The following is a 24,334-nucleotide window of genomic DNA, read 5'->3' on the forward strand; positions in this document are numbered from 1 at the left end:
CGCTAACTATTGCAACTGTTGAAACGATTTTTCGCTTCAATCGCGGCGTGGTGTTTCAGTTAGCGGGGCAACAGATTTGTGCCTGCAGGGTGATGTAAGGTAACAAAACTTTATTTTTAACCATCGTAAAGTTAGTCGTTGAAAGCGCCTGTGCCAACCAAGAAACCCGAAACCAAAGTGGCTGCGAAAACCACGAAAGCGTCTGCCGCCAAGGTGGACAAAGCGCAAGACAAGGCTGAGGTTCGTACGGCGAGCCCGGCACCTGTCAGCCAGACCACGGACGCCGCCGCCCTGGCCGCGATCGATACGTCGGGCTACGTCCTGCCATCCGTCAAGGTGCCTGGACGCCGTGGGCGCAAGCCAAAAGAATTCACGCCCGAGAACGACGAAGTCGCCGCGCTGAACGCGGTCGAGCGCGCCGAGCTGAAGGCTGCGGACAAGGCCAAGGCCAAGGACCGCAAGGCCAAGGAAAAGGCGCTGCTCAAGGACGCCTTCTCGTCCGACACCGAAGCGAGCGAGGAAGAGCTCGAGCTGCGCCGCAGCAAGCTCAAGGCCCTGATCAAGTCGGGCAAGGAGCGCGGCTTCCTCACTTACTCCGAGATCAACGACCACCTGCCGGACAACATCGTCGATCCGGAAGCGATCGAAGGCATCATCGGCACCTTCAACGACATGGGCATCGCTGTGTACGAACACGCGCCCGATGCCGAGACGCTGCTGCTGTCCGACAATGTTGCCACCGTCACCAGCGATGACGAAGCCGAGGCTGCGGCCGAGGCCGCGCTGTCGACGGTCGACTCCGACTTCGGCCGCACCACCGACCCCGTGCGCATGTACATGCGCGAGATGGGCTCGGTCGAGCTGCTGACCCGCGAAGGCGAGATCGAGATCGCCAAGCGCATCGAGGACGGCCTGCGCGACATGATCCAGGCGATTTCCGCCTGCCCGGTCACGATTGCCGAGATCATCGACGCCGCCGCCAAGATCGAGCGCGACGAGATCAAGATCGACGAGATCGTCGACGGCATGGTCGACCCTGACAGCTCCGAGGAAACCACGCCGAGCGCGGTCGGCCCGAGCTCCAGCGACGACGAGGAAGACGACGAGGACGAAGAAGAGGAAGAGGAAGAAGAGGAAGAAGAGTCCTCGGCCACCCCCGGCGCGGCCGGCTATTCGGCCGAGCAGCTCGAAGCCCTCAAGGCCTCCGCCCTCGAGAAGTTCGACGTCATCGCCCAGCAATTCGACAAGATGCGCAAGGCCTTCGAGAAGGACGGCTACAACTCCAAGGCCTACGTCAAGGCGCAGGAAGCGATCTCCAACGAACTGCTGGGCATCCGCTTCACCGCCAAGGTGGTCGAGAAGCTGTGCGACACGCTGCGCGGCCAGGTCGACGAAGTGCGCCACATCGAGAAGCAGATCCTGGACGTGGCCGTGAACCGCTGCGGCATGCCGCGCGCCCACTTCATCAAGGTCTTCCCGGGCAACGAGACCAATCTCGACTGGGTCGACGGCGAAGTGAACGCCGGCCACGCCTACAGCGCCATCCTGGGCCGCAACATCCCGACGATCAAGGAACTGCAGCAGCGCCTGATCGACCTGCAGGCGCGCGTCGTGCTGCCGCTGCCGGACCTGCGTAACATCAACCGCCAGATGGCGGCTGGCGAAATGAAGGCGCGCAAGGCCAAGCGCGAGATGACTGAGGCCAACCTGCGTCTGGTGATCTCGATCGCGAAGAAGTACACCAACCGCGGCCTGCAGTTCCTCGACCTGATCCAGGAAGGCAATATCGGCCTAATGAAGGCGGTGGACAAGTTCGAATACCGCCGCGGCTACAAGTTCTCGACCTATGCGACGTGGTGGATCCGTCAGGCCATCACCCGCTCGATCGCGGACCAGGCGCGCACGATCCGTATTCCGGTGCACATGATCGAAACGATCAACAAGATGAACCGGATCTCGCGCCAGATCCTGCAGGAGACGGGCGCCGAGCCGGATCCGGCAACCCTCGCGATCAAGATGGAGATGCCGGAAGACAAAATCCGGAAGATCATGAAGATCGCGAAGGAGCCGATCTCGATGGAAACGCCGATCGGTGACGACGACGATTCGCATCTGGGCGACTTCATCGAGGACAACAACACGCTGGCGCCCTCGGATGCGGCCCTGCATGCCTCGATGCGCGGTGTGGTGAAGGACGTGCTGGATTCGCTGACCCCGCGTGAAGCCAAGGTGCTGCGCATGCGCTTCGGTATCGAGATGTCGACCGATCACACGCTGGAAGAGGTGGGCAAGCAGTTCGACGTGACCCGCGAGCGGATTCGCCAGATCGAGGCGAAGGCGCTGCGCAAGCTTCGTCACCCGTCGCGGTCGGACAAGCTCAAGAGCTTCCTCGAAGGCAGCAGCTAAGGCTTGACGGACCTGCTCTAAAAGCAATATGCTCTCGCCACTTCGCTCATCGGCAACGATGGGCAGGTGGCGAGTTTTTACTCCCACGTCAAGATTTCCGGGCCTCTAGCTCATGCCTGGTTAGAGCAGCGGACTCATAATCCGTTGGTGCCCGGTTCGACTCCGGGGAGGCCTACCAATATTCATACTGCCGAATCAAGGGGTTACGATGTCCCGTAGCCCCTATTTCGTTAGCCTTGCAGACGACGCTGTGACGCAATCGTGTCGTGGAGCAGGGCATCGATCACCGCCGCGTTCCTTGCCATCTGTGCCGGCGCCAAATGGGCGTATCGCCTTAGCATCTCTGCCGATTTAAACATCCATTTCTTGCAAGTCACATAGGGGGGATGCACTGCTATTGCACGGGTAGTCGTTTGTCGCTCGCCTCCTGCACGGCCGGGCGCGGGGCGGACAGGTCGATCGCATCCACCGGGTAAGCTTCCAAAGGCATCCTGTCGAGCCTATCGCCGTTGATGAGAACGATCGCCATCATGGCGGCAGTTGCGACGACCAGGACAAGTGACGCAGCTGCAAGGTGAAACAGCGATAGCGCGGGGCCGCTTGGCGAAGCCATCCCTAGTACAGCGGAAGCCTCGACCAAGAAGACTGCTCCGAAAAAATGATCGCGACAGATCGGCAGCTTGGTCCAAGGCACGCAGTTCAGTCCAATGGAAAGCAGCGCCAAACCAAACAGCGAATCCATGCTGACCACGAGGGCTAGTGCCAGCCCGATCCCCACGGGAACGAGGATGGATGTCACATCGCGTAGGCGCGTCCTGGATTTCCCGGCCAGCGTTTCTCCCTGCCGGCTCGAAGGGACGGGCCAGTGGTGCTTGTAGCGGTATATCACGAGCCCGGCCAGGACGCAGCATGGTATCGCGAAGAAGGCATGGAATGTCACTCCAGCTCCGGCGCGCAATCCCCAGACATGGACCATGCCCCACCCGAATATCGCCAAGACGAAGGTAGGAAAAAGACTGTTCACGGAAAAACTGCGGGACTTGGCGTCAGGGGAGGCCATTCGAGTCTCCTGGTAAGGCGTGGCTATCGGCGGCTGCCTGCAAGCTCGGCCCCGTACCGATGGCTTGGCGGGACAAGCTGCAGTGTGCGAGCGGCATGCAATCATGAAATTGATTGCTATCAAGTTTCTGTAACCGTGCAGTTCGTACGCTGCAAACTTCTCCCAGTTGTCCGAGGTCAAGCTTTTCCAGATTGCTGCTCGTAAGATTTCTAAAGGCAAGCGGAAACACTTCTGATACTGGATGAAGCCATGCGAGGGCCAGACAACCAATTCGCCGCACCATGCCCTGTTCCGAACGGGCGGTCCGGCGCAATTGCGCCCCCGCTGCGGCGCCAAGGTGGCGCTTTCGCGGTTATGACGGTTGTGCTTGTCGTGGTCATCCTCTCTCTCTGTGGCATGGCCATTGACTTGGGCAGGATGTACAACCGGAAGGTCGAGCTGCAAAATCTGGCCGATGTCATCGCCCTCGCGGCGGCGAAGGAGCTCGATGGGTCGGCCGCCGGCGTCAACCGTGCCCGTGCCGCCGCTGGTCGGGCGGCGATGAACATGTTCTACAACTACAACAATGCCAGTGTCGAATGGTCGGAGGATGCGCTCTCGTTCGGCGCGGCGCCCGGTGGCAGTACATGGTTCGACGCCGGATCGGCCGCGCAGCCGACAAGGGCCTTGACCATGTTCTTCGCCCGGGTGGACACCCGCAAGCTCGCTGTCCAGCATGGCGACGTGCCCATGGTCTTCATGGCGATGCTTCCCTCCATCGGACCGAGTTCGCATCTCGCGAGCGTAGCGACGGCCGGACGCGTATCGATCGACGTCACGCCACTTGCGATCTGCGCGATGTCCGCCTCCGCGGGAGAGGCCCGTGGTACCGAACTGGTGCAGTACGGTTTCCGGCGTGGCATCAGCTACAACCTCATGAAGCTCAACCCAAACGGGACCTCGAAAGGCGCGAACTACCTGGTCAACCCAGTGGCGGTGCCCGGTACTGCCGGCGTTCCTGTCATGGACCGGCTGGATGTGGTTCGCCCTTTCGCCTGTACCGGCACCCTTGCCGTTCCCAGCCTGGCAGGGGGCAATATCACGGTCGAACCCGATTTTCCGCTGGGGGGCCTGTACCAGCAGCTCAACTCGCGATTCGGCCAATACACTGCGCCCTGCGATGCGAGCACGGCGCCACCGGACACGAACGTCAAGCGGTTTGATTTCTCCACCGAATTCCCATGGATGGCCAAGCCGCCGACAGGCCAGTCGGCGGAGACCAGGACGAGCGGCAACAAGCTGCTGACGATCGCGGATTTGCCGTCGAATGTGATTCCGGGATCCACTACAGGGGGAATGTACGGTCCACTGTGGATATACGCCAAGGCAGTCGTAAAGGACTCGAAGTACGTCGAAGGCGCGCCGGAACCCGCCAGTGGATATACAAAGTTCAGCACCTCGAACTGGCCGGCGCTGTACACCCCGGGCGCGCAACAGGTTAAGGCAGGGCAGACCTATCCGTCCACACCCTATCTCGAGAAGGTAGAGGCGCCGGTTGGCCTCGCGGGTGTGGCCAATCGTCGCGTACTCAACGTGCCCTTGCTCCGTTGCCCGGTTGCGCCCGGCTCGCCCACCACGGCCGAGGTGCTGGGCATTGCCAGGTTCTTCATGACCGTGCCGGCCACGGAGACCGACCTGCATGCGGAGTTTGCCGGACTGGCTCCGCAAGATTCGCTCGCCGGCCAAGTGAGGCTTTTCAAATGAAGACAGCTCGTCGATACGCCATGCCGGGTCCGCAGGAAGGGGCGGTCGCCGTCGAAGCCGCGGTATGCATCACCTTCGTCCTGCTTCCGCTGTTCGTCCTGGTGTTCGTGTTCGGGAATTTTTTCTGGTACTACACCGCCGTGCAAAAATCCGTCCACGATGCCGCCCTGTACATGTCGGCCGCGCCGCTTGCTGAAATCAAGAACAAGGCTGCGGAGGAGTTGGCACGCGACATCCAGTTCCACGAGACGGCGGATTTTCGCCTGGGAGCGACCTTGGAATCCTCGATCGAGTGTGGATATCCGATCGGCAACTCGTCCTTCGTGCTGTATGCGCGGTGCAATACGACCAATACGCCGGTTGCCGTCCAGGCCATGACCAGCATGACCGTTCCCCAGCCCTTCTTCTTCGACTTCATGGGGAACGAAAGCATCAATATCATCGTCTTTTCGCAGATGCCCTATGTCGGACGATAAGGACAAGCCGGTGCGCCGCATCCACGTCCTGCGCACGCGTCAGCGTGGCGTCGGCGCGGTAGAGTTCGCCTTGGTCGCCATCGTGTTCTTCTCGCTGGTATTCGTCGTGATCGAGGTGGCGCGCGCAGTCTATCTTTTCAACACGCTCCAGGAGGTGACCAGGCGTGCCGCCGCCGAGGCCGCGAATTCCGGGTTCGACCAGGCTTCGATCGACCGGATACGTGCCACTGCCATCTTTTCCAACAGTAGCGGCAACCTCATCCTGGGTGACCCGGTCACTCCACAGCACTTGAAGATCGAATACCTGTCGCTTGCCCAGGACCCGGATACGGGTGCACTCGCGATGCAGCCGGCTTCGCCCATGCCTTCCTGTCCAGCGCGGAACTACCTCAATTGCCTTGCCAATCCCTACGATTCCAGCTGCATCCGCCTGGTCCGCGTACGGATCTGCCAGCCGGGAGGCGGCACGACCTGCAGCGCGGTTCCCTATCGGACAATGGTGCCACTGGTTGATCTATCTGGACTGCAACTGCCCCAGTCCACGACGATCGTTCCGGCCCAGACCCTGGGCAGGACCTTCGGCTCCTTGCCATGTGAATAGGCCGTGGAAGCAAAGGTGTGTCCATGGAGTGGATCGTGCCGGGCAAGCCCGCAGCCGGCACACCGACACCGCCCAGGAAGCGTTCGAGAAGAACAAGGGCAGCAATATCCTCATCCACGCGCACGAATACGGACGCAAGGCGAGCGATGAGTTAACCGGCAACACCTCCATCAACGTGAAAAGGCCGTGCAGCCTCGCGGCGTGCACGGCCTGTACCTTGCGCGGCGATTTAGGAAGCCTGGCGCACTGCCGCGCGGCCCGTGCGGGCATCGATGCTGAAGGCGCCGGCGCCGAAGGCGGCTACCTGCAGCAGGCCGCCCGCCATCGCCAGGTTCTTCATCAGGTGGATGAACTGGTTCTGGTCACCGATCGCATTGTGGAAGGCCAGTCCGGTGACGATGGAGAACACGGCCAGGACCGCCGCCACCCAGCGCGTCTTCACGCCCAGCACCAGCAGCAGGCCGCCTCCGAGCTCGACCGCGACAGCGATACCGAAGGCCAATGTAGCGAAGGGCAGGCCGGCCGAGGCGATATAGCCAATGGTGCCGGCGGGCGCGGCGAGCTTGCCGAGCCCGCTGATGATGAAGATCGCGGCCAGCAGGATACGGCCGGCGGCGGACAGGAGCGCGGTGTTGTTATTGGTGTTCATGGTGAATCCTTTCTCGCTTGTGTGGTTGGCCGTCGATCGGCGGCATGGGAGGAATCTTAGGCCTACTTTACCCATCCCACTAGCCTATATGTTTGGATGAGACGTATCTAAATTGTCGATGCATGAGGCCGCTAGCACTGGCCTTAGAGGATCAGGCAATCCTCGCCGAGCAATCGGCATTGGCCCTTGAATGGCCGGGATTTAGCATGAGGCTTTCGATTTCACATCAGGAGGCCACCATGCGTCATGCAATCGCAGCAGCCATCGTCACCGCTACCGCCGTCGCGACGGCGAGCGACGCCCGCCAGGAGACCGCCAGCCACCCCTACGTCGGCATGTGGGTCACGGCGGACGGCTACATCCGCCACGAATTGCTGCCCAACGGCCGCTACGACGAGGCGCGCGGCAAGCGTCGCAGCGCCTACCAGGGGCGCTATTGGATCAAGGGCGACCATATCGAGTACGTCGACGACACCGGTTTTACGGCGGACGGCGATTTCCGCGACGGCGTGCTGTACCACGCCGGGATGGTGCTGTACCGCGAGTCCGCGCCGCCAACCACCAAGCGCTAAGGCAAGCGAGGCAGGAAGGGCTCCGGCCGGCCCGGGCGGAAGCGTGTCGGGGCAGTGCCGGAACAGCCCCCACATCCAGTCGACGAGCCCGCGCGCGCGGCCGATCAGGTGGTGGTCGGCTGGATACACGATATGGATGGGAAGCGCCGGCGCCTGCCAGTCGCCCAGCGCCTGCACCAGGGCGCCGCTGTCCACGTGCCTTCCGGTAATGATGGGGGCGTGTTTATGACACAAATATCCTCCATGACGGGCGCCAGCGAGGCGCAGGTCGGCGTGCACACAAAGGCGCCACCGCGCTCGGGTAATCCATAGCGCTGCCCTTTTTTTGCCAAGCAGGACAGCTATGCGACCAGATTATCACCCGTACGGGAATAGTGGGTACTCCAGAGTGCGATTTATCCGTGTGGAAGAACTATCTACCATGGACTCACTCAACCACCACTGCACAGGAGTCCACCATGAACCAGCACATCCGCATCACCGAAACCGGCCAGCCTTCCGTCATGCGCCTGGAGGCCGCGCCCGCGATCGGTCGTCCCGGCCCCGGCCAGGTCCATCTGCGTCACGAGGCGATCGGCGTGAACTTCGTCGACACCCTGTTCCGCTCGGGCGCCTTCAAGGTGCCGCTGCCCCTGGCCATGGGCGTCGAGGCGGCAGGCGTGGTGGTCGCCGTCGGCGAGGGCGTGACCACGGTCCGGCCGGGAGACCGCGCGGCCTATTTCTTCTCCTTCGGCGCCTATGCGACCGAACGCCTGATCGACGCCCGGCAACTGGTCAAGCTGCCGGACGAGGTGGCGTCCGACACGGCCGCCGCCGCCTTTACCAAGGGCCTGACCGCCTGGATGATGTTGTTCGGCGCGCACCGCCTGCAGCCCGGCGAGACGGTGCTGGTGCATGCCGCGGCCGGCGGCGTCGGCTCGATGGTGGCGCGCTGGGCCAAGGCGCTCGGCGCGACCGTGATCGCCACGGCGGGCAGCGCCGACAAGCTCGCGCTGGTCCGCTCCTGGGGCGTCGACCACGTGCTGGACGCCGGCGAACCCCGACTGGCAGAGCAGGTGCGCACGCTTACCAATGGTCGCGGCGTCGATGTCGTCTACGAACTGGTGGGACAGGCGACCTTCGCGCAATCCGTGCTGGCGCTGCGCGACGGCGGTCACCTGATTCACGTCGGCAACGCGTCTGGCAATCCGGTGGTGGACCAGGCGGCGCTCGCGGCACGCGGCATCCGCTACGTCCAGCCCAGCACCGGCCAGTACGTGGGCGAGCGGCAGGAACTGGAGCGTGCCAGCGAGGCCCTCTTCGCGGCAATGAAGGACGGCGTGTTCGGCGAGATCCTGCCGACCCGCTACCGCCTGCAGGATGCGGTGCAGGCGCACGAGGACATCGCCGCGCGACGCCTCAGCGGCGCGGCAATCCTGCTGCCCTGAGAAGGGAAGCTGCGGACGGCAATCAAGCCATGCGGTGGTGCCACTTGCGCAGGTGGCCACCCATGTCGACGGTCGCCGTCCCCCAAGAACTTACCGTCCTCGGCATGATGGACCAGGCGGCGCTCGCGCCTCCCCGGTCCACTCCCATCTTGCGGACTTCGATAGCGACGAGGTGAGTGCACTCGACTATCGCCGTATCGGCCACCTGCATCCGAGCCTGGCAGGTTTTCCTCCACGCACCGGCCTCACGCCCGGCAAGGATCGACAGCGCCGCGCATCCACCCGAAGGACACGCGATAGCAAAATCCCGACAGCCGCGGCAAGGCGCCGAAAGCGCCGAGGAGCGCGTTCTCCGATCATGGTCCCGTGCTTCAACACTGCGAAGCGCTTTTTTCAAACAGCTGAAAAGGAGTGGATCATGGAACTCAAAGGAAAAATCGCGCTCGTGACGGGCGCCTCGAGCGGCATCGGCGCCGCCACCGCAAAGAAACTGGCCCAGGCAGGCGTCAAGGTCGGTGTGGCCGCGCGCCGGCTCGACCGGCTGGACGCCCTGACGGAGGAAATCCGCGCCGGCGGCGGCGAGGCCTTCGCGATCGAGATGGACGTCACCAATCCGGGCGCGGTGCACGCCGGGGTGGCGGCGCTGGTCGACCGCTACGGCACGCTCGACATCGTGTTCGCCAACGCGGGCCTGATGCCGGCCTCGGACATCGTCAGCCTCAAAACCGATGAATGGAACCAGATGGTCGACGTGAACATCAAGGGTGTGCTGAACACCGTCGCGGCGGCCCTGCCGATCCTGACGGCAAAGAAATCCGGCCACATCATCACCACCTCCTCGATCGCCGGCCGCAAGACCGTCCAGGGCCTGGGCGTGTACTGCGCGACCAAGCATGCGGTGGCTGCCTTCACCGACACCCTGCGCATGGAAGTGGGCGCGCCCCATAACATCCGCGTCACCAGCCTGCAGCCGGGCGCGGTGGAAAGCGAACTGTTCGAGCACGTGTCGGACCAGGGCTATCGCGCCCAGATGGAAGGCCTGAAGGACCAGATGACCTTCCTGAAGTCCGAGGACATCGGCGACGCCGTGGTCTACGCACTGCAGGCGCCGCAGCACGTGGACATCGCCGAGCTGTTCATCATGCCGACCAACCAGGCCTGGTAAGTCCGCCAGCCGGTCAGCCGGCAAGCGGCAGGACGCGCGCCCGACCTCAAGCGGCGCGCGTCGCTGCCGGATTTACTGCAGCACCGGTATGACCGTCTCCAGCGCCTGGGCACGCGCCTCGGCTTTCTCCTCCTCCGCCGCCGCTTCCGGCGACTGCGGCTCGGTCACCAGCGGCGCCGATTCGTCGGCCTCGTCCCGCGGCGCGCTCAGGAAATGCGGACGGATCAGGTCCAGGCGCACCGCATACGACTGCCCGCCGCGGTAAGCCGCCGCCGCGATCTGCCCCTTGTCGTTGATCGCACGCGGGAAGCGCACATCCCAGCCCGACTTCGGATCGATCAGCGCATTCAGCGCCTCCATCTTCCTGCCGCGATAAATGTAGCCGCCCAGGTGGTCGCTGCTTCCCACCACATGCCCGTGGATGTTGATCCCTTCTCCCGACACGAACTGGTCTACGTTGTCCGGCCGTGTATCGATCTTGATCAGCCGTCCTTTGCTGTACAGGAAGGCGGTCTGGTTGCGAAAGCCGAAGGGGAGGGCGGCGCTGCCGGTCACCTGGCCGCGATCGTTGATCGCCAGTCCTTCATTGGGCGTGAAGCCGAAGTCCCCCAGGTCGCGCATCAGGCCCTTGGTCCAGAGGAAGGCGCGGAAGGGCGGATCCGGAAACAGCAGCGGTCCCGAGGCCCCGGTGATCTGGTTGCGGTTGTTGAGGGCCCTGGGCGTGGCGGACGGGCTCTCGGTCGGCAGCGTGCCGATGTCCTTCAACTTGCCGTCCGGCGCGCGCAGGTAGCCGCGGTTCGAGAAATCCGGCGCTTCCGCCGACCCCACGATGTAGCCGGCATTGTTGATGTCGCTGAATGAAGAGCGCCGGCCGAGGATGGTGCCGATGTCGCGCTGCTTGCCGTGGTAGTAGAGGAAGCCGCGGTTCTGGCCACTGGCCGAAGCCCAGTTACCGAGCACCACGCCCTTGTCGTTGATGGCCCGCACATTGCACGACCGGCTGCACAGGGAATTGAGGATCACCATGCCCTTGCCCCGGTTGATGAAGGCCCGGCTGCTGTTGATGCCGGTCGGGAAGTTGCCAACCACTACGCCAGCGTAATTGATGTCGGCCGGCTGGCTGCCGGGCGGCCCCACCACCGTCACGCGGTATTCCGGATGGGCGGCCGAAACGGACTGGCACCAGCCCAGGCCCAGCCCGAAGGCCAGCAGGAACAGGGAAACACCTTGTTTCGCTTGCATACATCCTCCAGAGGTTGATGGCGGCGGGCCTGCGCAGCAGGCCCGTCGGATCGCGCCGGTCAGGGGCGCGCTCGCACGGCGCGTTGCTGCGAACGCGAGGACGTCCGAGGTCCCGGCCGCCGTTGCCGTAGACCTTCCTGCGTTCGGTTGCGGTGTCCAGAGCGCCGGCCCATCGGTACGCCAGCCCTTGCGTTCGGATCGATTTCCTGGCGCGGCAACGCCGACCTTGCCTGCGTCCCGGACGCGGCAGCCATCAAGGTACGCCGTCGAGCTGGCGTGGGTTTGGCCTCGCACAATGGGGCGCGGGGCCAAACCGGCGTCACAGGCCGATTCGATCAGTACCGGCAGCCGTCCTTACTGGAGCGAAAAAAGCGGGTCCTGAATCGTTTCCAGGAGGTTGCGATTCGATCAGCTAAAATCGCGGCTTTCCCCCTCCACATACGAGACCCATGGCAACCCAAGGCGAGTACGACTATTTCAAGAAGATCGGCGAGGCGGGCATGCAGCACGCCACCCACAAGCCCTGGTCCGACGCGCATTGCGGTCTCTACCTGATGGAACTCGGGGCCATGCTCGGCCTGATGCCGGAAGGCGGACGCCTGCTCGACATGGGCTGCGGCACCGGCTGGACCAGCGTGCTGTTTGCCAAGCGCGGCTACGATGTGGTCGGCACCGACCTGGTGGCGGAAGCGATCGATGCGGGCCGCGAGCTCAAGCGCAAGGAAGGCCTGGCCAATCTCGATTTCGTGGTCGGCGATTACGAGTCGCTCGCGTTCAAGGAGGAATTCGACGTGGTCGTGTTCTTCGACTGCCTGCACCACGCGGTGGACGAAGTGGGAGCCCTGCAAAGCGCCTGGCGCGCGCTGAAACCCGGCGGCATCTGCATCACCTCCGAACCGGGCCTGGGCCACGAGCGCCGTTCGGCCGCCGTCATGGCGGAGTTCGGCACCACCGAGCGCGACATGCATCCGGCCAAGATCATCCGCGCCGGCAAGAAGGTGGGTTTTCGGAAGTTCAGCGTGCACCCGCACGCCTATTACCTCTACATCGCGCTCTACCGCAAGCAGGCCGGCAACCTGGTCGGCAAGCTGCTGCGCATTCCCGGCATGCGCACCTTGGCCGGCCTGGCGACGGTGCTGTTCTCCAAGCACCAGGCCGGCATCGTCGTGCTGCAAAAATAAGGCCGGCAAGCCGGCTCAGGCCGGCGGCGCGGCAAGCGCCAGTCCTCCCTCGCGGTCGAGCAGGTAATGGTCGTAGTCGCTCGCCAGGAACAGGGGGCCGGCATAGGCCGAGCGCGCTTCGTCCGCGATATCCGACAAGGGCTCGGCCCCAGGACCTTCTTGGTAACGCGGGCTGAAGTGGGTCAGCACCAGGTTGCGCACCCGCGCGCTGGCCGCGAAGCGCGCGACCCGCAGCGCCGAGCTGTGCTGCGGCCCCGGCCCCACCTTCTGCAATATCGCTTCGGTATAGGTCGCTTCGTGCACCAGCACGTCGGCTTCCAGCGCGGCGTCGGCCAGCAGCTCCGGGCTGTCGTTGTCGCCCGCGACCACCACGCGGCGGCGGCGGCGCGGCGGCTGCAGGTAGTCTTCGGCCAGGAGCGGGCGGCCGTCGGGCAGGACCACGTCGCGGCCCTGCTGGAGCTCGCGCCACAGGGGCGAGGACGGAATGGCGTCGGCCTTCAGCCTGGCGGTGTCGAGCTTGCGCTCGATCCTGGCCTCGGTGAAGCTGTAGGCCCAGGAAGGCAGGCGGTGCGACAGGGGCGTGGCGGTCACCGAGAACTCGGGCAGGATCTCGGCCAGGCCGGCCTCCTCGGGCAGCAGGAAACCGAGCGGATAAGGCAGGCGCAGCTGGCTGGTTTCCATGATGCATCCGATCATCGTGCGCAGCGGCGCCGGGCCGATCAGCAACAGCGGTTCGGTGCGGTTGAGCATGCCCGCGCTGGCCAGCAGGCCCGGCAGGCCATAGCAGTGATCACCGTGCAGGTGGGTGATGAAGACGGCCCGCAGGTGCATCAGCGACAGCGGGGCGCGCAGCAGCCGGTGCTGGGTGCCTTCCGCGCAGTCCACCAGCGCCCAGTGGCGCGCGCCGCGCGCGCGGATCGCCAGCGCCGTCATGTTGCGGCGCCGGGTCGGTGTGCCGGAAGAGGTGCCAAGAAACAAAAGTTCCATCGCCGTCCTTGGTCGAGGGGATGAGGGCGATTATCGCGGAAGCGTGGCCCGCGCGGCGGCCTGCATGGAGCCGCGCCGGCCGCGTCAGTCGGCGTCGTCGGGGTCTTGCATCCAGCCGTTGATCTCGCCATAGCCCGCCGCACCCCCCGCCGGCGCGTCGAGCCGGCCGGTGGCCATGAAGTGGGCGGCGCCAGCCTTCAGCAGGCCGAACACGCCCTCGGCCAGGGCCGAACCGGCGCTCAGGCGGCGCACGCCGAGCGCGCGCAATTCCTCCAGCGGCGGCAGCCCGGGCAGGGCCATCAGGTTGAGCGGCATCCCGGCGCCGCGCGCGACGGCGGCGATCTCGTCCGGATTCGTCAGGCCGGGCACGAACAGGCCGCTGGCGCCGGCGTCGCGGTAGCGGGCGGCGCGCGCCAGCACCTCGGCCACCCGCTCGCCTTCCGGCGCCAGGCCGCGCAGGTAGACGTCGCAGCGGGCGTTGATGAACAGCGCCACGCTGCGCTCGCGCGCCGCCTTGCGCAGCGCCACGATCTTCTCGCACAGCAAGTCGGCCGGCGCGCCGCCGTCTTCGATGTTGACCCCGACCACGCCCGCCACCATCAGCTCGTCGGCCAGGCGGGCGGCTTCGGCAGGGTCCTCGCTGTAGCCGTCTTCGATGTCCACCGTCAGCGGCAGGTGGTTGCGCGCGCAGATGCGCGCGGCGGTGTCGACCAGCAGGTGGGGCGGCAGTTTGCCGCCGTCCGGGTAGCCCAGGGACCAGGCCACGGCGGCGCTGCTGGTGGCCAGGGCCGGCGCGCCGGCCAGCGCCGCGACCCGGGCGCTGCCGGGATCCCAGCAGTTGGCGAGCAGCAGCAGGCCGTTCTCGTGCAGGGCCTGGAATTGTTGGTCGAAACAGGCGGACATCGCGATCTCCTCGATTGTTGTCATGACATGATGCCACGGCTGAGCCCGGACCAAGGAGACGGCTGGACGGAAGACGATTGCGCGTCGGTTTGAGCATGCTCAATGTGAAATTCGCAGCCTGATATTGCCGCGCACTCGGCCCGCCCGCCGCTGTCACAAGAAACGGGTAGGCCGCCATCGGGACGGCCAGGCCCGTGAGCATGAAGGAGGACATATGCCTAGCTTGGCCAGCATCGCCGCCCTGGCGGCACTGTCATGCCCCTTGTTGGCGGGCGCCGCGACTTGCCCGCAGCGCGCCGCCATGCCGGCCGCGCCGGCTAAGGCCGCCACGGCGACCAGTCCGCAACTGATCGAGGAGCTCGAGGGCGTCTACCGGCTCTCCAACGGGCGCCGCCTCGACCTGGTCGAGCAGGACGACCGCCTGTGGGCCGATTTCGGCAAATCGAAGCTGGTTCCGCTGGAGCAGGTCGCGCCCGACCGGCTTGCCTCGCCCGGCGGCGCGGTGACCGTCGAATACCGGGGTCGGAACGGCCGCATCGTGGTCCACTACCCGGCCGACGAAGACGGGCGCCTGGCGCCCGGCTGCTGAGCTCAGTGCGGCGCGCTGGCGCCCGCGAACACCAGCGAGCGGTGCGCGCCCACGCCGGCCATCGCGCCGTCGGCCACGGCCATGGCGACGTTGCCCATGCCGCGGGTGGCGTCGCCCGCGGCGAACACGCCGGGCACCGAGGTCTGCTTGCCATCGTCGACCCGCAGCACGCCGCCCAGCGGGGTGTCGGTGAAGGCGCATCCTAGCTGGCCGGCGAGCGGGCTGCTCATGCGCACCTTGCCGAAGGTGAACAGGCCGTCCAGGCGGATATGCCTGCCGTCGGCGAGCGCCACCGTGGCACGCTCCTCGATGCGCAGCACCGGGGTGGTCTCGATGCGCACGCCGCGCGCCTGCAGGTCGGCGCGCTGGGCCGCGTCCGGGTCCCAGGCGCCGTTGGTGAACAGGCTCACCCGTCCCCAGTCCGGCAGCAGCATGGCCTGGTGGTAGGAGAGGGCGTCGCGCGCCAGCACGCCGATCTCCCCGCCGTTCAGCTCGTAGCCGTGGCAATAGGGGCAGTGGAACACGCTCTTGCCCCAGCGCTCGGCCAGGCCCTCGAGCGCCGGCAGCTCGTCCGTGACGCCGGTGGCCAGCACCAGGCGCCGCGCCCGAGGCGCCCGGCCGTCGTCGAGCGTCACCACGAAACCCTCGCCCTCGGCGCGCGCCTCGAGCGCGCTGCCCTCGTGCCAGCGCACCGTGGGATAGGCGCCGAGTTCGCGCCGGCCCTCGGCCGCGATCGCGGCCGCCGGCGCGCCGTCGCGGCCGAGGAAGCCGTGCGAGTGCTCGGCATAGCGGTTGCGGCGCAGGCCGGCGTCGACCACCAGCACCTGGCGGCGGGCGCGCGCCAGCTGCAGGGCGGCGGACAGGCCGGCGTAGCTGCCGCCGACGACGATGACCTCGAAGTCAGGTGTGTTCATGCGCGGACCTCCTGTGCGGGTGCTGCTCGTAGAGCCGGTTGAAGTCGCGCGACAGGTCGGCCAGGGTGACGCTGCCGAGCCGGCGCACCAGCAGCGCCTCGGCGTCCTCGAAGGCCTCGGCCAGCGAGGCATTGACCACCTGCTCGACCAGGCATGCGCTCTGTTCGTTGCGGTTGCCCATGGCGAAGAAGGGAGGGGAACCCACCGCCTCGTAGACGTCGCCCAGGGTCACCTTGGCCAGGTCGCAGGTCAGGGTCCAGCCGCCGCCGTGGCCGCGTTCCGAGCTGATGTAGCCGCGCTCGCGCAGGCCGGCCAGCACGCGCCGCACCAGCACCGGGTTGGTGCCGAGGTAGCCCGCCATCTCGTCCGAGGTCAGGGGGCGCTGGCCCTGCGCCAGGTGCAGCAGCACGTGCAGCACCGAAGAGAGTTTGCTGTCGCGTTTCATGTAACTAATAATATTACAAAACCGGCGCGATAGCGCGCTCGCGGCCGAAAAATCCTCAGGGCAGGGGTGGCGCCTGGTCGGGCGCGCGGGTGCGCAGGGTGGGCAGGTAGCGCCACAGATAGGTGCTGACGCAGATCCCGGTCAGCAGGACCAGGCCCTGCAGGGCCGGGTGCTCGAGCTTGCCCAGCGCGCCCAGCAGCGAGGCCCAGAGCATGACGGTGGCCACGACCTTGGCCTTCAGCGGGATGCCGCGCCCGGCTTCGAAGTTGCGCAGGTATTCGCCGAACACGCGGTGCGACAGCAGCCAGCCGTGCAGGCGCGTCGAACCGCGCGCGAAGCAGGCCGAGGCCAGCAGCAGGAAGGGCGTGGTCGGCAGCAAGGGCAGGAAGATGCCGAGGATCCCGAGCAGCAGGGCCGCCGCGCCGGCGATATTGAAGAACAGTCGCATGCTTTTACTCTAGCATTCCGGACGCCGGGGAAAGGAACATTTCTCCCATCCCTGTCCCGCTGTTGACCAAGCTTCCGCTGTTGCGTGGACGCCGCATCTGACAATTATGCATTGCAACATTAAATTCTTGTTGGCAAGTTCAGTATAATGACAGCTCCACGACGGGCGCGTTGACTCGACAGTAGCGGACCACGCAAAGAACGCCCGGCTGCCTCCGCCCGCTGATTCGACTTGGACCTGGCCCCGCCAGGCGCGCCTGATCCATGGCCATGCTTGCCTCCCTGTCTTCCCGACCCTTGCTGCGCAGCTTTCTGCGCGGCCGCGTGCTGCGCCATCTCGCCATCTACCTGGCGCTGGTGCTGCCGGTGGTATGGGGCCTGGTGGCGGTCGAGCAGGGGCGCATCGCCGAACTCTCCAACGCCGCCGCCAGCGCCAACCGCGCCAACCTGGCGCGCGCCTTCGCCGAGGAAGTGCGCGCCACGATCGGCATCCTCGACCTCTCCCTGGTCCAGCTGCGCGGCACCTGGCTGCGCGACCCGGACGGTTTCGCCGCCACCGTGGCCGACCACGCGCGCCACCTGGACAGCCGGGTGCCGATGCACATCAGCGTGGTCGACGCCGAGGGCCGCCTGATCTATACCAATGCCGGCCCGGCGCCCAGGCACCTCAAGATGGGCGACCTGGAACCGATCGCCGCCCACCTGGCGAGCGAAGGCGACCGCCTGATCGTCAGCCGTCCGACGCGCTGCCGCATCACCGGCAAGTGGACCGTGCTGTTCACCCGTCCGGTGCGCGACGCCAAAGGGGTGCTGCGCGGCGTGATCGTGGCTTCGGTGGCGCCGAACTACTTCCTGCGTTTCTACGACGACATCGACCTCGGCCCGCATGCCGCGATCAGCCTGGTGCACGAGGACGGCGCCCTGATCGGCCGCAGCACGCGCATGGGCGGCAACCACGACATGGGGCGGGTGCTGCACGCCATGCCCTACAACGAACCGGGCGCGCCCTACAGCGGCCACTTCCGCATTCCCGGCCGCCTGGACGGCATCGAGCGCGACCATGCCTGGCGCCGCCTGCCGGAATACGGGCTGACGCTGGCGGTGGCCGAGTCGGTGGGCGACGCCGAGGCGCGCAGCGGACAGCAGCGCTCCCTGCTCGACTGGACCGGGGCCCTGGTGTCGCTGGTGCTGGCCGTGCTGGGCTGGGCCGCGATCGGCGCCGCCGACCGCCAGCGGCGCGCCCACAAGGCTCTGGCGGCGGCTGAGGCGCGCTGGAAGCTGGCGCTGAACGCGGCCGGCGACGGGGTCTGGGACTGCGACCTGCGCACCGGCCTGGCCACGCTGTCGCCGCGCGCCCAGCTGATCCTGGACGCCGAGCGCTCGGTGATCTCCTGGTACGGCAAGGCGCTGGAAGAAATCGTCCATCCGGACGACCTGCCCGGGGTGCGCAAGGCCCTGCGCGAGCATTTCGAGGGCCGCGCCCACGATTACGCGGCCGAGCACCGGATCCGCCTGCGCAACGGCGACTGGAGCTGGATCGACGCGCGCGGCACCGTGACCGAGCGCGGCGAGGACGGCGAGCCGCTGCGCATGGTCGGCACCTTCTCCAACATCGACGCGCGCAAGCTCGAAGAGGCGCGCATGTTCCGCATGGCCCACCACGACGCGCTCACCGGCCTGCCCAACCGGGTGCTGTTCGGCGACCGCCTGCGCCAGGCGATCCTGGCGGCCGACCGCGACGGCCACAAGGTCGGCGTGGTGTACTTCGACCTCGACAAGTTCAAGCCGGTGAACGACACCTATGGCCACGCCGTGGGCGACCGCCTGCTGCGCATGGTGGCCCAGCGCGTGCGCGCGGCGCTGCGCGAGTCCGACACCCTGGCGCGGGTCGGCGGGGACGAGTTCGTGGTGCTGCTGCCGCGCTGCGAGGCGCCGGAAGACGCCGGCCTGGTGGCGACCAACATCCTGGCGCGCCTGAACGAGCCTTTCGAGGATGGGGAAAGGGTGCTGCACATTTCCGGCAGCCTCGGCTACGCGCTGTATCCGGACTGCGGCGGCGATGGCGAGGCCCTGATGCGCTGCGCGGACCTGGCGATGTACGACGCCAAGGCGCACGGGCGCAACCGGGTGTCGGGCAGCTACCGGACCAAGGTCGACTAGGAGTTGGCCGGGCAGTTCTCGAGCAGTTGCGCCTGCAGGGCCGACAAGGGCACCGGCCTGCCCAGCAGATAGCCCTGCGCGTAATCGCAGCCGGCCCGCTGCAGCCAGTCGAGCTGCGCGCGTTCCTCCACCCCTTCGGCCACCACGGTCAGCCCGAAGTCGTGCGCCAGGCCGATCACCGCGCTCGCCAGCATCTGCCCGCCGTCGGGCAGCGGCCGCACGAAACTGCGGTCGATCTTGAGCTGGTTGATCGGGAAGGACTGCAGGTAGGACAGCGAGGAATAGCCGGTGCCGAAATCGTCGATCGACAGCCGCACCCCGAGCGCGCGCACCGCGTGCATGAAGTCGATGGCGGCGGCGCGGTCCTGCATCAGCATGCTCTCGGTGAGCTCGAGCTCCAGCCGTCCCGGCGGCAGGCCGGTGCGCGCCAGGATCTGTTCGACGTTGCGCACGAAGTCCTTCTCGCGGAACTGGCGCGCCGAGACGTTCACCGCCACGTGCAGCGGCGCGCCGCTGCGGCGTCCGAGCGCCATGGCGTCCAGGCAGGCGCGCTCCAGCACCCACTGGCCGATCTCGACGATCAGCCCGCACTCCTCGGCGATCGGGATGAATTCGTCGGGGCCGACGAAGCCGTGCTCCGGATGCATCCAGCGCAGCAGCGCCTCGACTCCGACCAGGCGCTCGCTGGCGCAGTCGAACTGCGGCTGGTAGAACACCGCCAGGCCTTCGGTCTCGAGGGCGCGCCGCAGGTCGCGCTCGAGCTGGGCGCGGCGCTGGGTGGCGTGCATCATGGCCGGCCGGAATTCGCCGACCCGGTTGCGTCCGCCGCCCTTGGCGTGGTACAGCGCGGCGTCCGCGTTGCGCATCAATTCGCCCGAACTGGCGGCGTCGTCCGGGTAGACGCAGGTGCCGGCGCTGGCCGTCACCGTGGCTTCCAGCCCGTCCAGCTGCACCGGGCGGCGCAGCGCCTCCATCAGGCGCGTGGCCAGTTCCGCCAACTGCTCGCCGGACGCCAGCGGGCGCGCGATCACCAGGAATTCGTCGCCGCCGAAACGTCCCACCAGGTCGCTGTCGCGCGCCACCGCGCGCAGGCGCGCGCCGACCTCGTGCAGCAGCCGGTCGCCGGCCGCGTGGCCGGCGCTGTCGTTGATCATCTTGAAGTTGTCGAGGTCGATCAGCACCAGGCCGACCCGTTCGCCGCCCGCGCTCGCCTGCGCCAGCGCGGCGTCCAGTTCCTCCTGCCCGCCGCGCCGGTTGGGCAGCCCGGTCACCGGGTCGGTGTAGGCGAGGTAGGCCAGTTCGGCCTCGGCTTGCGCCACCCGCGCGCGGCTGCGGCGCGACAGCAGGGCGCTGGCGGTGAGCGCCCCGGCCGAGGCCAGCGCGAACAGCAGGGCGTAGTTGCGCAGCGCGGTGCCGATTTCGTCGGTATGGGCGTGCAGCCGCATGCGCCCGAGCGTGCGGCCACGGTAGACCACCGGGCCCTCGAAGCCGGCCCTGCCGAACCAGCGCGGCGCCAGGCGGGCCAGGGCGCCGGGCGCGCCGGCGTCGCGCCGGAAGGCCGCGAATTCCCTTCCCCGCGTGTCGAACACCACCGCCTCGACCAGGGCCGGGTCGGCCAGGAAGGCATGCAGGACGTCGTTGGCCGCGTCCCGGTCGCCGAACATCAGCGAGGCCGCGACGTTCTCGCCCAGCACCCTGGCGTGGATCTCGAGGTCGGCCTGCAGGCCCTGGCGCAAGGTGACGAACTGGTAGCCCAGCAGGATGCCGCCGGCCACGAACAGGCCGGCCACGGCGGCGAGCAACTGGCCCGCGCCCAGCATGCGCGCCATGCGCGGCTGGCGTCCCGGCATCGGGGGAAGTGCGGAGGGATTCATAACACGTTCCTTGCAAGGCGCAGCAGCTTGGAGCTCAGGCGCAGGCCGGCGCGCGCCGCCTCGCGGGTGTCGACGTCGAAACGCAGCTGCTCGTCGTCGTCGACCAGGTTGATCGCGGCGCCGGCGCCGGCGCCGTCGCGCACCACCAGCAGGCCTGGGGCGGCCTGGGCTTCGGCCGTTCGGCCCAGCACCAGCAGGTCGCAGCCGGCGCCCTTCGGGTGGGTGGCGCTGTCGAGCAATCGCCAGGCGCGGCCGCCCACCTGGCGACCGTTGTAGGCGTGCAGTGCCGGCCACAGCACGCTGGCGCGCTCTGCGCACACGGCCAGCGTCTCGCGTTCGCGTTCGCGTTCGCGCTCGGAGGGCCAGCTGGTGAACTGGACGAAATTGTAGATATAGGCCGCCTTCATCTCGACGTCGCGCACCTGGGCCGGCGCAGGCGCCGCCAGCAGCAGCGTGCCGAACACGGCGCTGCCGCCCAGGACGCGTGCGAGCCCGGCGCGCATCTCAGAACCCGAACGCCAGCTTGGCGAATACGCTGCGGCCCTGGCGCGCCAGCGCTTCCTGCACGAAGGCCGGGCCGGCCGGATCGGCGTAGCGGCGGTCTGCCAGGTTGTAGACGCTCAGGGACAGGTCGGCGCCCGGCATCAGCCGCGAACTCGACAGCGTCAGGTTGCTCACGCAGTAGCCGCCCACCCGGCTGCGCTCGGTCAGGCGCGAGGACAGGCAGTGCAGTTCGGCGCCCAGGCGCGCGCGCAGCGGCGCCAGAGGCAGCACGCCGTTGAACTTGGCCATGTGGCGCGGCGAGGCGCCCAGCAGCTGGCCGTGGCCGTCCTCGGCGCGCTGCCAGGTGTAGCTGGCGCGCAGGCGCGCGGTGCTGGCGTACACCTGTTCCAGCGAGGCTTCGAGTCCGCGCGCGCTGGCGCGGTCGATGTTGCGGAACACCAGCATGCCGCTGTCGGCGTCCGCCTCCTGCGAGATCAGGTCGCGCATGCGGTAGGAGAACAGCGACAGGCGCGCGTGGCCGCTGGCGCCGAAGGCGTGCTCGAGCACCGCCTCCAGGGTGCTGATGCGCTCGGGCGCCAGCGCCGTATTGGCCAGCTGGCCGCCGTCTTCTGAGATCACCTCGTAGTACATCTCGTAGGCGTTGGGCACGCGGAAGGCGCGGCCGTAGATCAGCTTGGCCGTGTTGCCGGGCGAGAAGCGGTAGAGCAGGGCCACGCGCGGGCTGGTGCTGCGCGCGCCGGTGCCGTGGCGGTCGCGCCGCAGGCTGGCGTTGAGCAGCACCTGTTCGCCCAGGCGCATCTCGTCCTCGACGAACAGGCCGCGCCGGTTCGCCGGGTGGCGCGTGTCCATCAGGACCGCGTAGGGCGCGCTGTCGAAATTGAACTGGTCGCGCCGGGTGTCGTGCTGGAAATCCGCGCCCAGCACGATCTTGTGGCCCGCGAAGCGGGTGATGGTGGCGTGCAGGTTCAGGCCGGCCCAGCGGCCCTTGCCACCGTCGACGTTGGGGGCGACCTCGCCTTCGGGACCGGTGGCGTAGTAGTAGTGGCCGAGGTAATCCGCACGCCCCCACAGCCCCTGGGCGGCAAGGTTCACGCCCTGCGCCAGGTTGCGCGCATAGCCCAGCTGGAGCACGCCGTGCGCATCCATGGTCCGGTTCGGCGCGCCGAAGGCCGTTTCGTAGGAGGCGGTGGGCAGCATCTTGGTGCGGTGCACGTGGTTGGCCGACACGGTCCAGCCGCCGTAGCTGGCCTTGAACAGGAACTGGCGCGCCTGCTCGCCGTCGCGCCCCGCCACCCGGCCGTGGTTCTGCTCCGGGGTGTCGAACTCGGGGTAGTACAGGCTCTCGCCGTCGCGGGTGAGCACGCTGGCCGACATCAGCAGGTCGCCGCCGTGCTGGCCATGCCAGCCGTAGCTGGCGCGGACGCGCCGTTCGCCGGCGCTGCCGGCCCCGAGCGCCACCCGCGTGCCCGCCAGCGCATTGCCGTCGCGGGTCACCACGTTGATCACGCCGAACAGGGCGCTGGAGCCGTACACCGCCGAGCCGGCGCCCGGAATGAACTCGATGCGCTGCACCAGGTCCATGTCGACCATGCCCTCGTTGCCGATCATGGCCTGGTCATAGACGGCGTCGTTGGTGCGCACGCCGTCGATCATCAGGAGGAAACGGCTGTTGTAGTCGCCCGGTCGCAGGAAGCCGCGCGCGCCGAGGTAGCTGTAATTGCGATCCTCGGTGGCGAACAGGCCGGGCAGGCTGGCCAGGGCGTCGGCCAGGGTGCGCCAGCCGTGGGCGCGGATGTCGTTCGAGCTCAGGACCACGGCCGCGGCCGGTGCTTCGCTGATCAGCTGCTCGAACTTCGACGCGGCCTTGACCATCTTCATGCCCATCAGGGCTTCCAGCGGAACCTGGGCCAGGTCAGGCGTGGTGGCACGGGCCGGCGCGGCGCTCCACAGGAGTGCAAGGGCCAGCAGGGGTTTGACAGTGTGGCGCACCCGGTTGGTGCGAGAATGATTGAGCAGTGAGCGCATACTTCAGTGACGAGCACGGTTTTGACCCACAGCCGCCCCATCTTGGGGAAAATCTGTGACATTTCTTGGTGTCATTTGATAATACCAGAGGGAAACTACCAAAAATGCTTTCCTGCTTCGGTGTTAGCGGAAAACAACACTTTTGGAGGGGTGATTTCCGCGCGCAGCCTGAAGCCGCCGGCCTGGGGGCGAAGCATGCGCGCGAACGGCATGCACAGCGGCGGCCTCTTGCGGCGCGCTGTCGAGGCCGGCAAGCGCGGCGCCGAAGGGATCAACGCGGCGGTGGGCATCCTGCCAGGCGCGGGTGAGAGGCCGCTGCGGCGTGGGAGAACGGAGGAGGATTGGAGGATCGGGCAAGCAATCCGCAGGATCGGGGCTGGCCCATGGCATCCCTGCGCGCGACAATCTCCGTCATGTTCTTCATCAACCGGAGGGGACGACATGAACCGTGACAAGGACGAGCACCGCGGCCTGGGCCGCCGCGCCGCCCTCGGCATGCTGGCCGGCGCCGCGCTGGCGCCGCTCGCCGGCCTGGCCCAGGGCCAGGCGCAGGAAGACAAGCGCCGCTTCCTGGAGCGCGCCTTCGCGCAGTGGGCGGCCGGCGGCAAGGGCTTCTTCGACGAGGTGCTGGCCGACGACGTGGTCTGGACCATCAAGGGCAGCGGGCCCTCGGCCGGGGTGTATCGCGGCAAGCGCGACTTCCTCGAGCGGGCGGTGCGGCCCTTCGCCCAGCGCATGGCCGAACCGGTCAGGCCGGTCAGCTGGCGGATGTGGGCGGAAGGCGAGACCGTGGTGGCGCAGTGGGACGGGCGTGGCGTGGCCGGGGATGGGCAGCCGTATGCCAACAGCTACGTGTGGATCTTCCGGCTGCGCGGGGGCAAGGCGGTGGAGGTGTCGGCCTGGCTCGACCTGCCGGCGTATGACGAGGTGCTGCGGCGGGTGCCCGCGCCCGGGGCCTAGGAGC

The 24,334-nt window shown here is 67.2% G+C and carries 22 protein-coding genes and 1 tRNA gene; 12 read left to right on the forward strand and 11 right to left on the reverse strand.

What is annotated here, in order from left to right; all coding sequences use genetic code 11:
* Positions 1–150 precede the first annotated feature (150 nt).
* Both rpoD and B0920_RS17295 read left to right on the forward strand, forming a co-directional pair.
* Positions 151–2,406 (forward strand): RNA polymerase sigma factor RpoD, encoded by a 2,256-nt coding sequence (gene rpoD, locus B0920_RS17290; RefSeq protein ID WP_078033898.1) that lies wholly within the window; start codon positions 151–153, stop codon positions 2,404–2,406.
* Positions 2,407–2,505: 99 nt separating this feature from the next.
* Positions 2,506–2,584, forward strand: a tRNA-Ile gene (locus tag B0920_RS17295).
* A 216-nt stretch (positions 2,585–2,800) separates the two neighbouring features.
* Here the strand turns inward: B0920_RS17295 and B0920_RS17300 are convergent.
* Entirely contained in the window at positions 2,801–3,466 is a 666-nt protein-coding gene (locus B0920_RS17300; protein ID WP_078033899.1) for a hypothetical protein, read from the reverse strand.
* A 249-nt stretch (positions 3,467–3,715) separates the two neighbouring features.
* Between B0920_RS17300 and B0920_RS17305 the strand changes: the two genes are divergently transcribed.
* Genes B0920_RS17305 through B0920_RS17315 form a run of 3 tightly spaced genes read left to right on the forward strand, consistent with a single transcriptional unit; the run spans position 3,716 to position 6,286 of the window.
* Positions 3,716–5,209 carry a Tad domain-containing protein gene (locus B0920_RS17305; RefSeq protein WP_078033900.1) on the forward strand — a complete coding sequence of 498 codons (1,494 nt, stop codon included), beginning with the start codon at positions 3,716–3,718 and terminating at the stop codon, positions 5,207–5,209.
* Positions 5,206–5,685, forward strand: a complete 480-nt coding sequence (locus B0920_RS17310; RefSeq protein WP_078033901.1) for a TadE/TadG family type IV pilus assembly protein — start codon at positions 5,206–5,208, stop codon at positions 5,683–5,685. Before B0920_RS17305 ends, B0920_RS17310 begins: the two co-directional genes overlap by 4 nt.
* The gene (locus tag B0920_RS17315) at positions 5,672–6,286 is read left to right on the forward strand and encodes a TadE/TadG family type IV pilus assembly protein (RefSeq protein WP_078033902.1); all 615 of its coding nucleotides are present in this window, start codon (positions 5,672–5,674) and stop codon (positions 6,284–6,286) included. Before B0920_RS17310 ends, B0920_RS17315 begins: the two co-directional genes overlap by 14 nt.
* A gap of 229 nt (positions 6,287–6,515) precedes the next feature.
* Here B0920_RS17315 and B0920_RS17320 read toward each other — a convergent pair whose 3' ends face one another.
* The gene (locus B0920_RS17320) at positions 6,516–6,935 is read right to left on the reverse strand and encodes a DoxX family protein (RefSeq protein ID WP_078033903.1); all 420 of its coding nucleotides are present in this window, start codon (positions 6,933–6,935) and stop codon (positions 6,516–6,518) included.
* 239 nt (positions 6,936–7,174) lie between these two features.
* Between B0920_RS17320 and B0920_RS17325 the strand changes: the two genes are divergently transcribed.
* The 3 genes from B0920_RS17325 to B0920_RS17340 all read left to right on the forward strand — a co-directional run bounded on the left by B0920_RS17325 (position 7,175) and on the right by B0920_RS17340 (position 10,099).
* Positions 7,175–7,507: an Atu4866 domain-containing protein gene (locus B0920_RS17325; RefSeq protein WP_218669388.1), complete on the forward strand. Its 333-nt coding sequence runs from the start codon at positions 7,175–7,177 to the stop codon at positions 7,505–7,507.
* 458 nt (positions 7,508–7,965) lie between these two features.
* Positions 7,966–8,934: a quinone oxidoreductase gene (locus tag B0920_RS17330; RefSeq protein ID WP_078033904.1), complete on the forward strand. Its 969-nt coding sequence runs from the start codon at positions 7,966–7,968 to the stop codon at positions 8,932–8,934.
* Positions 8,935–9,352: 418 nt separating this feature from the next.
* Positions 9,353–10,099 (forward strand): SDR family oxidoreductase, encoded by a 747-nt coding sequence (locus B0920_RS17340; RefSeq protein ID WP_078033906.1) that lies wholly within the window; start codon positions 9,353–9,355, stop codon positions 10,097–10,099.
* Positions 10,100–10,171: 72 nt separating this feature from the next.
* Here the strand turns inward: B0920_RS17340 and B0920_RS17345 are convergent, their stop codons facing one another.
* Positions 10,172–11,341: a hypothetical protein gene (locus B0920_RS17345; RefSeq protein WP_078033907.1), complete on the reverse strand. Its 1,170-nt coding sequence runs from the start codon at positions 11,339–11,341 to the stop codon at positions 10,172–10,174.
* A 449-nt stretch (positions 11,342–11,790) separates the two neighbouring features.
* On the opposite strand from B0920_RS17345, the gene B0920_RS17350 reads away from it, so the two are divergent.
* Positions 11,791–12,522, forward strand: a complete 732-nt coding sequence (locus B0920_RS17350; protein WP_078033908.1) for a bifunctional 2-polyprenyl-6-hydroxyphenol methylase/3-demethylubiquinol 3-O-methyltransferase UbiG — start codon at positions 11,791–11,793, stop codon at positions 12,520–12,522.
* A 15-nt stretch (positions 12,523–12,537) separates the two neighbouring features.
* On the opposite strand, the gene B0920_RS17355 is transcribed toward B0920_RS17350, so the two are convergent.
* On the reverse strand, positions 12,538–13,509 hold the full coding sequence (locus tag B0920_RS17355) for a ribonuclease Z (protein WP_078033909.1): 972 nt from the start codon (positions 13,507–13,509) through the stop codon (positions 12,538–12,540).
* A gap of 84 nt (positions 13,510–13,593) precedes the next feature.
* Entirely contained in the window at positions 13,594–14,436 is an 843-nt protein-coding gene (locus tag B0920_RS17360) for an isocitrate lyase/phosphoenolpyruvate mutase family protein (RefSeq protein ID WP_218669389.1), read from the reverse strand.
* Positions 14,437–14,626: 190 nt separating this feature from the next.
* Here B0920_RS17360 and B0920_RS17365 point away from each other — a divergent pair, with 190 nt between their 5' ends.
* On the forward strand, positions 14,627–15,001 hold the full coding sequence (locus B0920_RS17365) for a hypothetical protein (RefSeq protein ID WP_143745817.1): 375 nt from the start codon (positions 14,627–14,629) through the stop codon (positions 14,999–15,001).
* Positions 15,002–15,003: 2 nt separating this feature from the next.
* On the opposite strand, the gene B0920_RS17370 is transcribed toward B0920_RS17365, so the two are convergent.
* The 3 genes from B0920_RS17370 to B0920_RS17380 are packed head-to-tail and all read right to left on the reverse strand — an operon-like array spanning position 15,004 to position 16,808.
* Positions 15,004–15,915 (reverse strand): NAD(P)/FAD-dependent oxidoreductase, encoded by a 912-nt coding sequence (locus B0920_RS17370; protein ID WP_078033912.1) that lies wholly within the window; start codon positions 15,913–15,915, stop codon positions 15,004–15,006.
* Entirely contained in the window at positions 15,902–16,360 is a 459-nt protein-coding gene (locus B0920_RS17375) for an Rrf2 family transcriptional regulator (protein ID WP_078033913.1), read from the reverse strand. Before B0920_RS17375 ends, B0920_RS17370 begins: the two co-directional genes overlap by 14 nt.
* A 55-nt stretch (positions 16,361–16,415) precedes the next feature.
* Positions 16,416–16,808 (reverse strand): YbaN family protein, encoded by a 393-nt coding sequence (locus B0920_RS17380; protein ID WP_078033914.1) that lies wholly within the window; start codon positions 16,806–16,808, stop codon positions 16,416–16,418.
* A gap of 269 nt (positions 16,809–17,077) precedes the next feature.
* Between B0920_RS17380 and B0920_RS17385 the strand changes: the two genes are divergently transcribed.
* The gene (locus B0920_RS17385; protein ID WP_078034456.1) at positions 17,078–18,967 is read left to right on the forward strand and encodes a diguanylate cyclase domain-containing protein; all 1,890 of its coding nucleotides are present in this window, start codon (positions 17,078–17,080) and stop codon (positions 18,965–18,967) included.
* Here B0920_RS17385 and B0920_RS17390 read toward each other — a convergent pair.
* From B0920_RS17390 to B0920_RS17400, 3 genes are read right to left on the reverse strand one after another with little or no spacing between them, the layout of a single operon-like run.
* Entirely contained in the window at positions 18,964–20,841 is a 1,878-nt protein-coding gene (locus tag B0920_RS17390; protein ID WP_078033915.1) for a bifunctional diguanylate cyclase/phosphodiesterase, read from the reverse strand. The genes B0920_RS17385 and B0920_RS17390 overlap by 4 nt on opposite strands.
* Positions 20,838–21,344, reverse strand: coding sequence for a YfiR family protein (locus B0920_RS17395; protein ID WP_078033916.1), 507 nt, complete (start codon positions 21,342–21,344; stop codon positions 20,838–20,840). Before B0920_RS17395 ends, B0920_RS17390 begins: the two co-directional genes overlap by 4 nt.
* A gap of 1 nt (position 21,345) precedes the next feature.
* On the reverse strand, positions 21,346–23,334 hold the full coding sequence (locus tag B0920_RS17400; protein WP_229455696.1) for a TonB-dependent siderophore receptor: 1,989 nt from the start codon (positions 23,332–23,334) through the stop codon (positions 21,346–21,348).
* Between the two features lie 477 nt (positions 23,335–23,811).
* Between B0920_RS17400 and B0920_RS17405 the strand changes: the two genes are divergently transcribed.
* Entirely contained in the window at positions 23,812–24,330 is a 519-nt protein-coding gene (locus tag B0920_RS17405) for a nuclear transport factor 2 family protein (protein WP_143745819.1), read from the forward strand.
* Positions 24,331–24,334 lie beyond the last annotated feature (4 nt).

The sequence above is a fragment of the Massilia sp. KIM genome (assembly GCF_002007115.1).
GTDB lineage: Bacteria > Pseudomonadota > Gammaproteobacteria > Burkholderiales > Burkholderiaceae_D > Telluria.

Excerpts from the sequence above, each read along its gene's own strand:
- B0920_RS17340 (WP_078033906.1), top strand. The coding sequence starts at position 9,353 with ATGGAACTCAAAGGAAAAATCGCGCTCGTGACGGGCGCCTCGAGCGGC.
- B0920_RS17345 (WP_078033907.1), bottom strand. The coding sequence starts at position 11,341 with ATGCAAGCGAAACAAGGTGTTTCCCTGTTCCTGCTGGCCTTCGGGCTG.
- B0920_RS17405 (WP_143745819.1), top strand. The coding sequence starts at position 23,812 with ATGAACCGTGACAAGGACGAGCACCGCGGCCTGGGCCGCCGCGCCGCC.
- B0920_RS17350 (WP_078033908.1), top strand. The coding sequence starts at position 11,791 with ATGGCAACCCAAGGCGAGTACGACTATTTCAAGAAGATCGGCGAGGCG.
- B0920_RS17395 (WP_078033916.1), bottom strand. The coding sequence starts at position 21,344 with ATGCGCGCCGGGCTCGCACGCGTCCTGGGCGGCAGCGCCGTGTTCGGC.
- B0920_RS17300 (WP_078033899.1), bottom strand. The coding sequence starts at position 3,466 with ATGGCCTCCCCTGACGCCAAGTCCCGCAGTTTTTCCGTGAACAGTCTT.
- B0920_RS17355 (WP_078033909.1), bottom strand. The coding sequence starts at position 13,509 with ATGGAACTTTTGTTTCTTGGCACCTCTTCCGGCACACCGACCCGGCGC.
- B0920_RS17320 (WP_078033903.1), bottom strand. The coding sequence starts at position 6,935 with ATGAACACCAATAACAACACCGCGCTCCTGTCCGCCGCCGGCCGTATC.
- B0920_RS17315 (WP_078033902.1), top strand. The coding sequence starts at position 5,672 with ATGTCGGACGATAAGGACAAGCCGGTGCGCCGCATCCACGTCCTGCGC.
- B0920_RS17370 (WP_078033912.1), bottom strand. The coding sequence starts at position 15,915 with ATGAACACACCTGACTTCGAGGTCATCGTCGTCGGCGGCAGCTACGCC.
- B0920_RS17385 (WP_078034456.1), top strand. The coding sequence starts at position 17,078 with ATGCTTGCCTCCCTGTCTTCCCGACCCTTGCTGCGCAGCTTTCTGCGC.
- B0920_RS17305 (WP_078033900.1), top strand. The coding sequence starts at position 3,716 with ATGCGAGGGCCAGACAACCAATTCGCCGCACCATGCCCTGTTCCGAAC.
- B0920_RS17330 (WP_078033904.1), top strand. The coding sequence starts at position 7,966 with ATGAACCAGCACATCCGCATCACCGAAACCGGCCAGCCTTCCGTCATG.
- B0920_RS17390 (WP_078033915.1), bottom strand. The coding sequence starts at position 20,841 with ATGAATCCCTCCGCACTTCCCCCGATGCCGGGACGCCAGCCGCGCATG.
- B0920_RS17380 (WP_078033914.1), bottom strand. The coding sequence starts at position 16,808 with ATGCGACTGTTCTTCAATATCGCCGGCGCGGCGGCCCTGCTGCTCGGG.
- B0920_RS17360 (WP_218669389.1), bottom strand. The coding sequence starts at position 14,436 with ATGACAACAATCGAGGAGATCGCGATGTCCGCCTGTTTCGACCAACAA.
- B0920_RS17310 (WP_078033901.1), top strand. The coding sequence starts at position 5,206 with ATGAAGACAGCTCGTCGATACGCCATGCCGGGTCCGCAGGAAGGGGCG.
- B0920_RS17375 (WP_078033913.1), bottom strand. The coding sequence starts at position 16,360 with ATGAAACGCGACAGCAAACTCTCTTCGGTGCTGCACGTGCTGCTGCAC.
- B0920_RS17365 (WP_143745817.1), top strand. The coding sequence starts at position 14,627 with ATGCCTAGCTTGGCCAGCATCGCCGCCCTGGCGGCACTGTCATGCCCC.
- B0920_RS17325 (WP_218669388.1), top strand. The coding sequence starts at position 7,175 with ATGCGTCATGCAATCGCAGCAGCCATCGTCACCGCTACCGCCGTCGCG.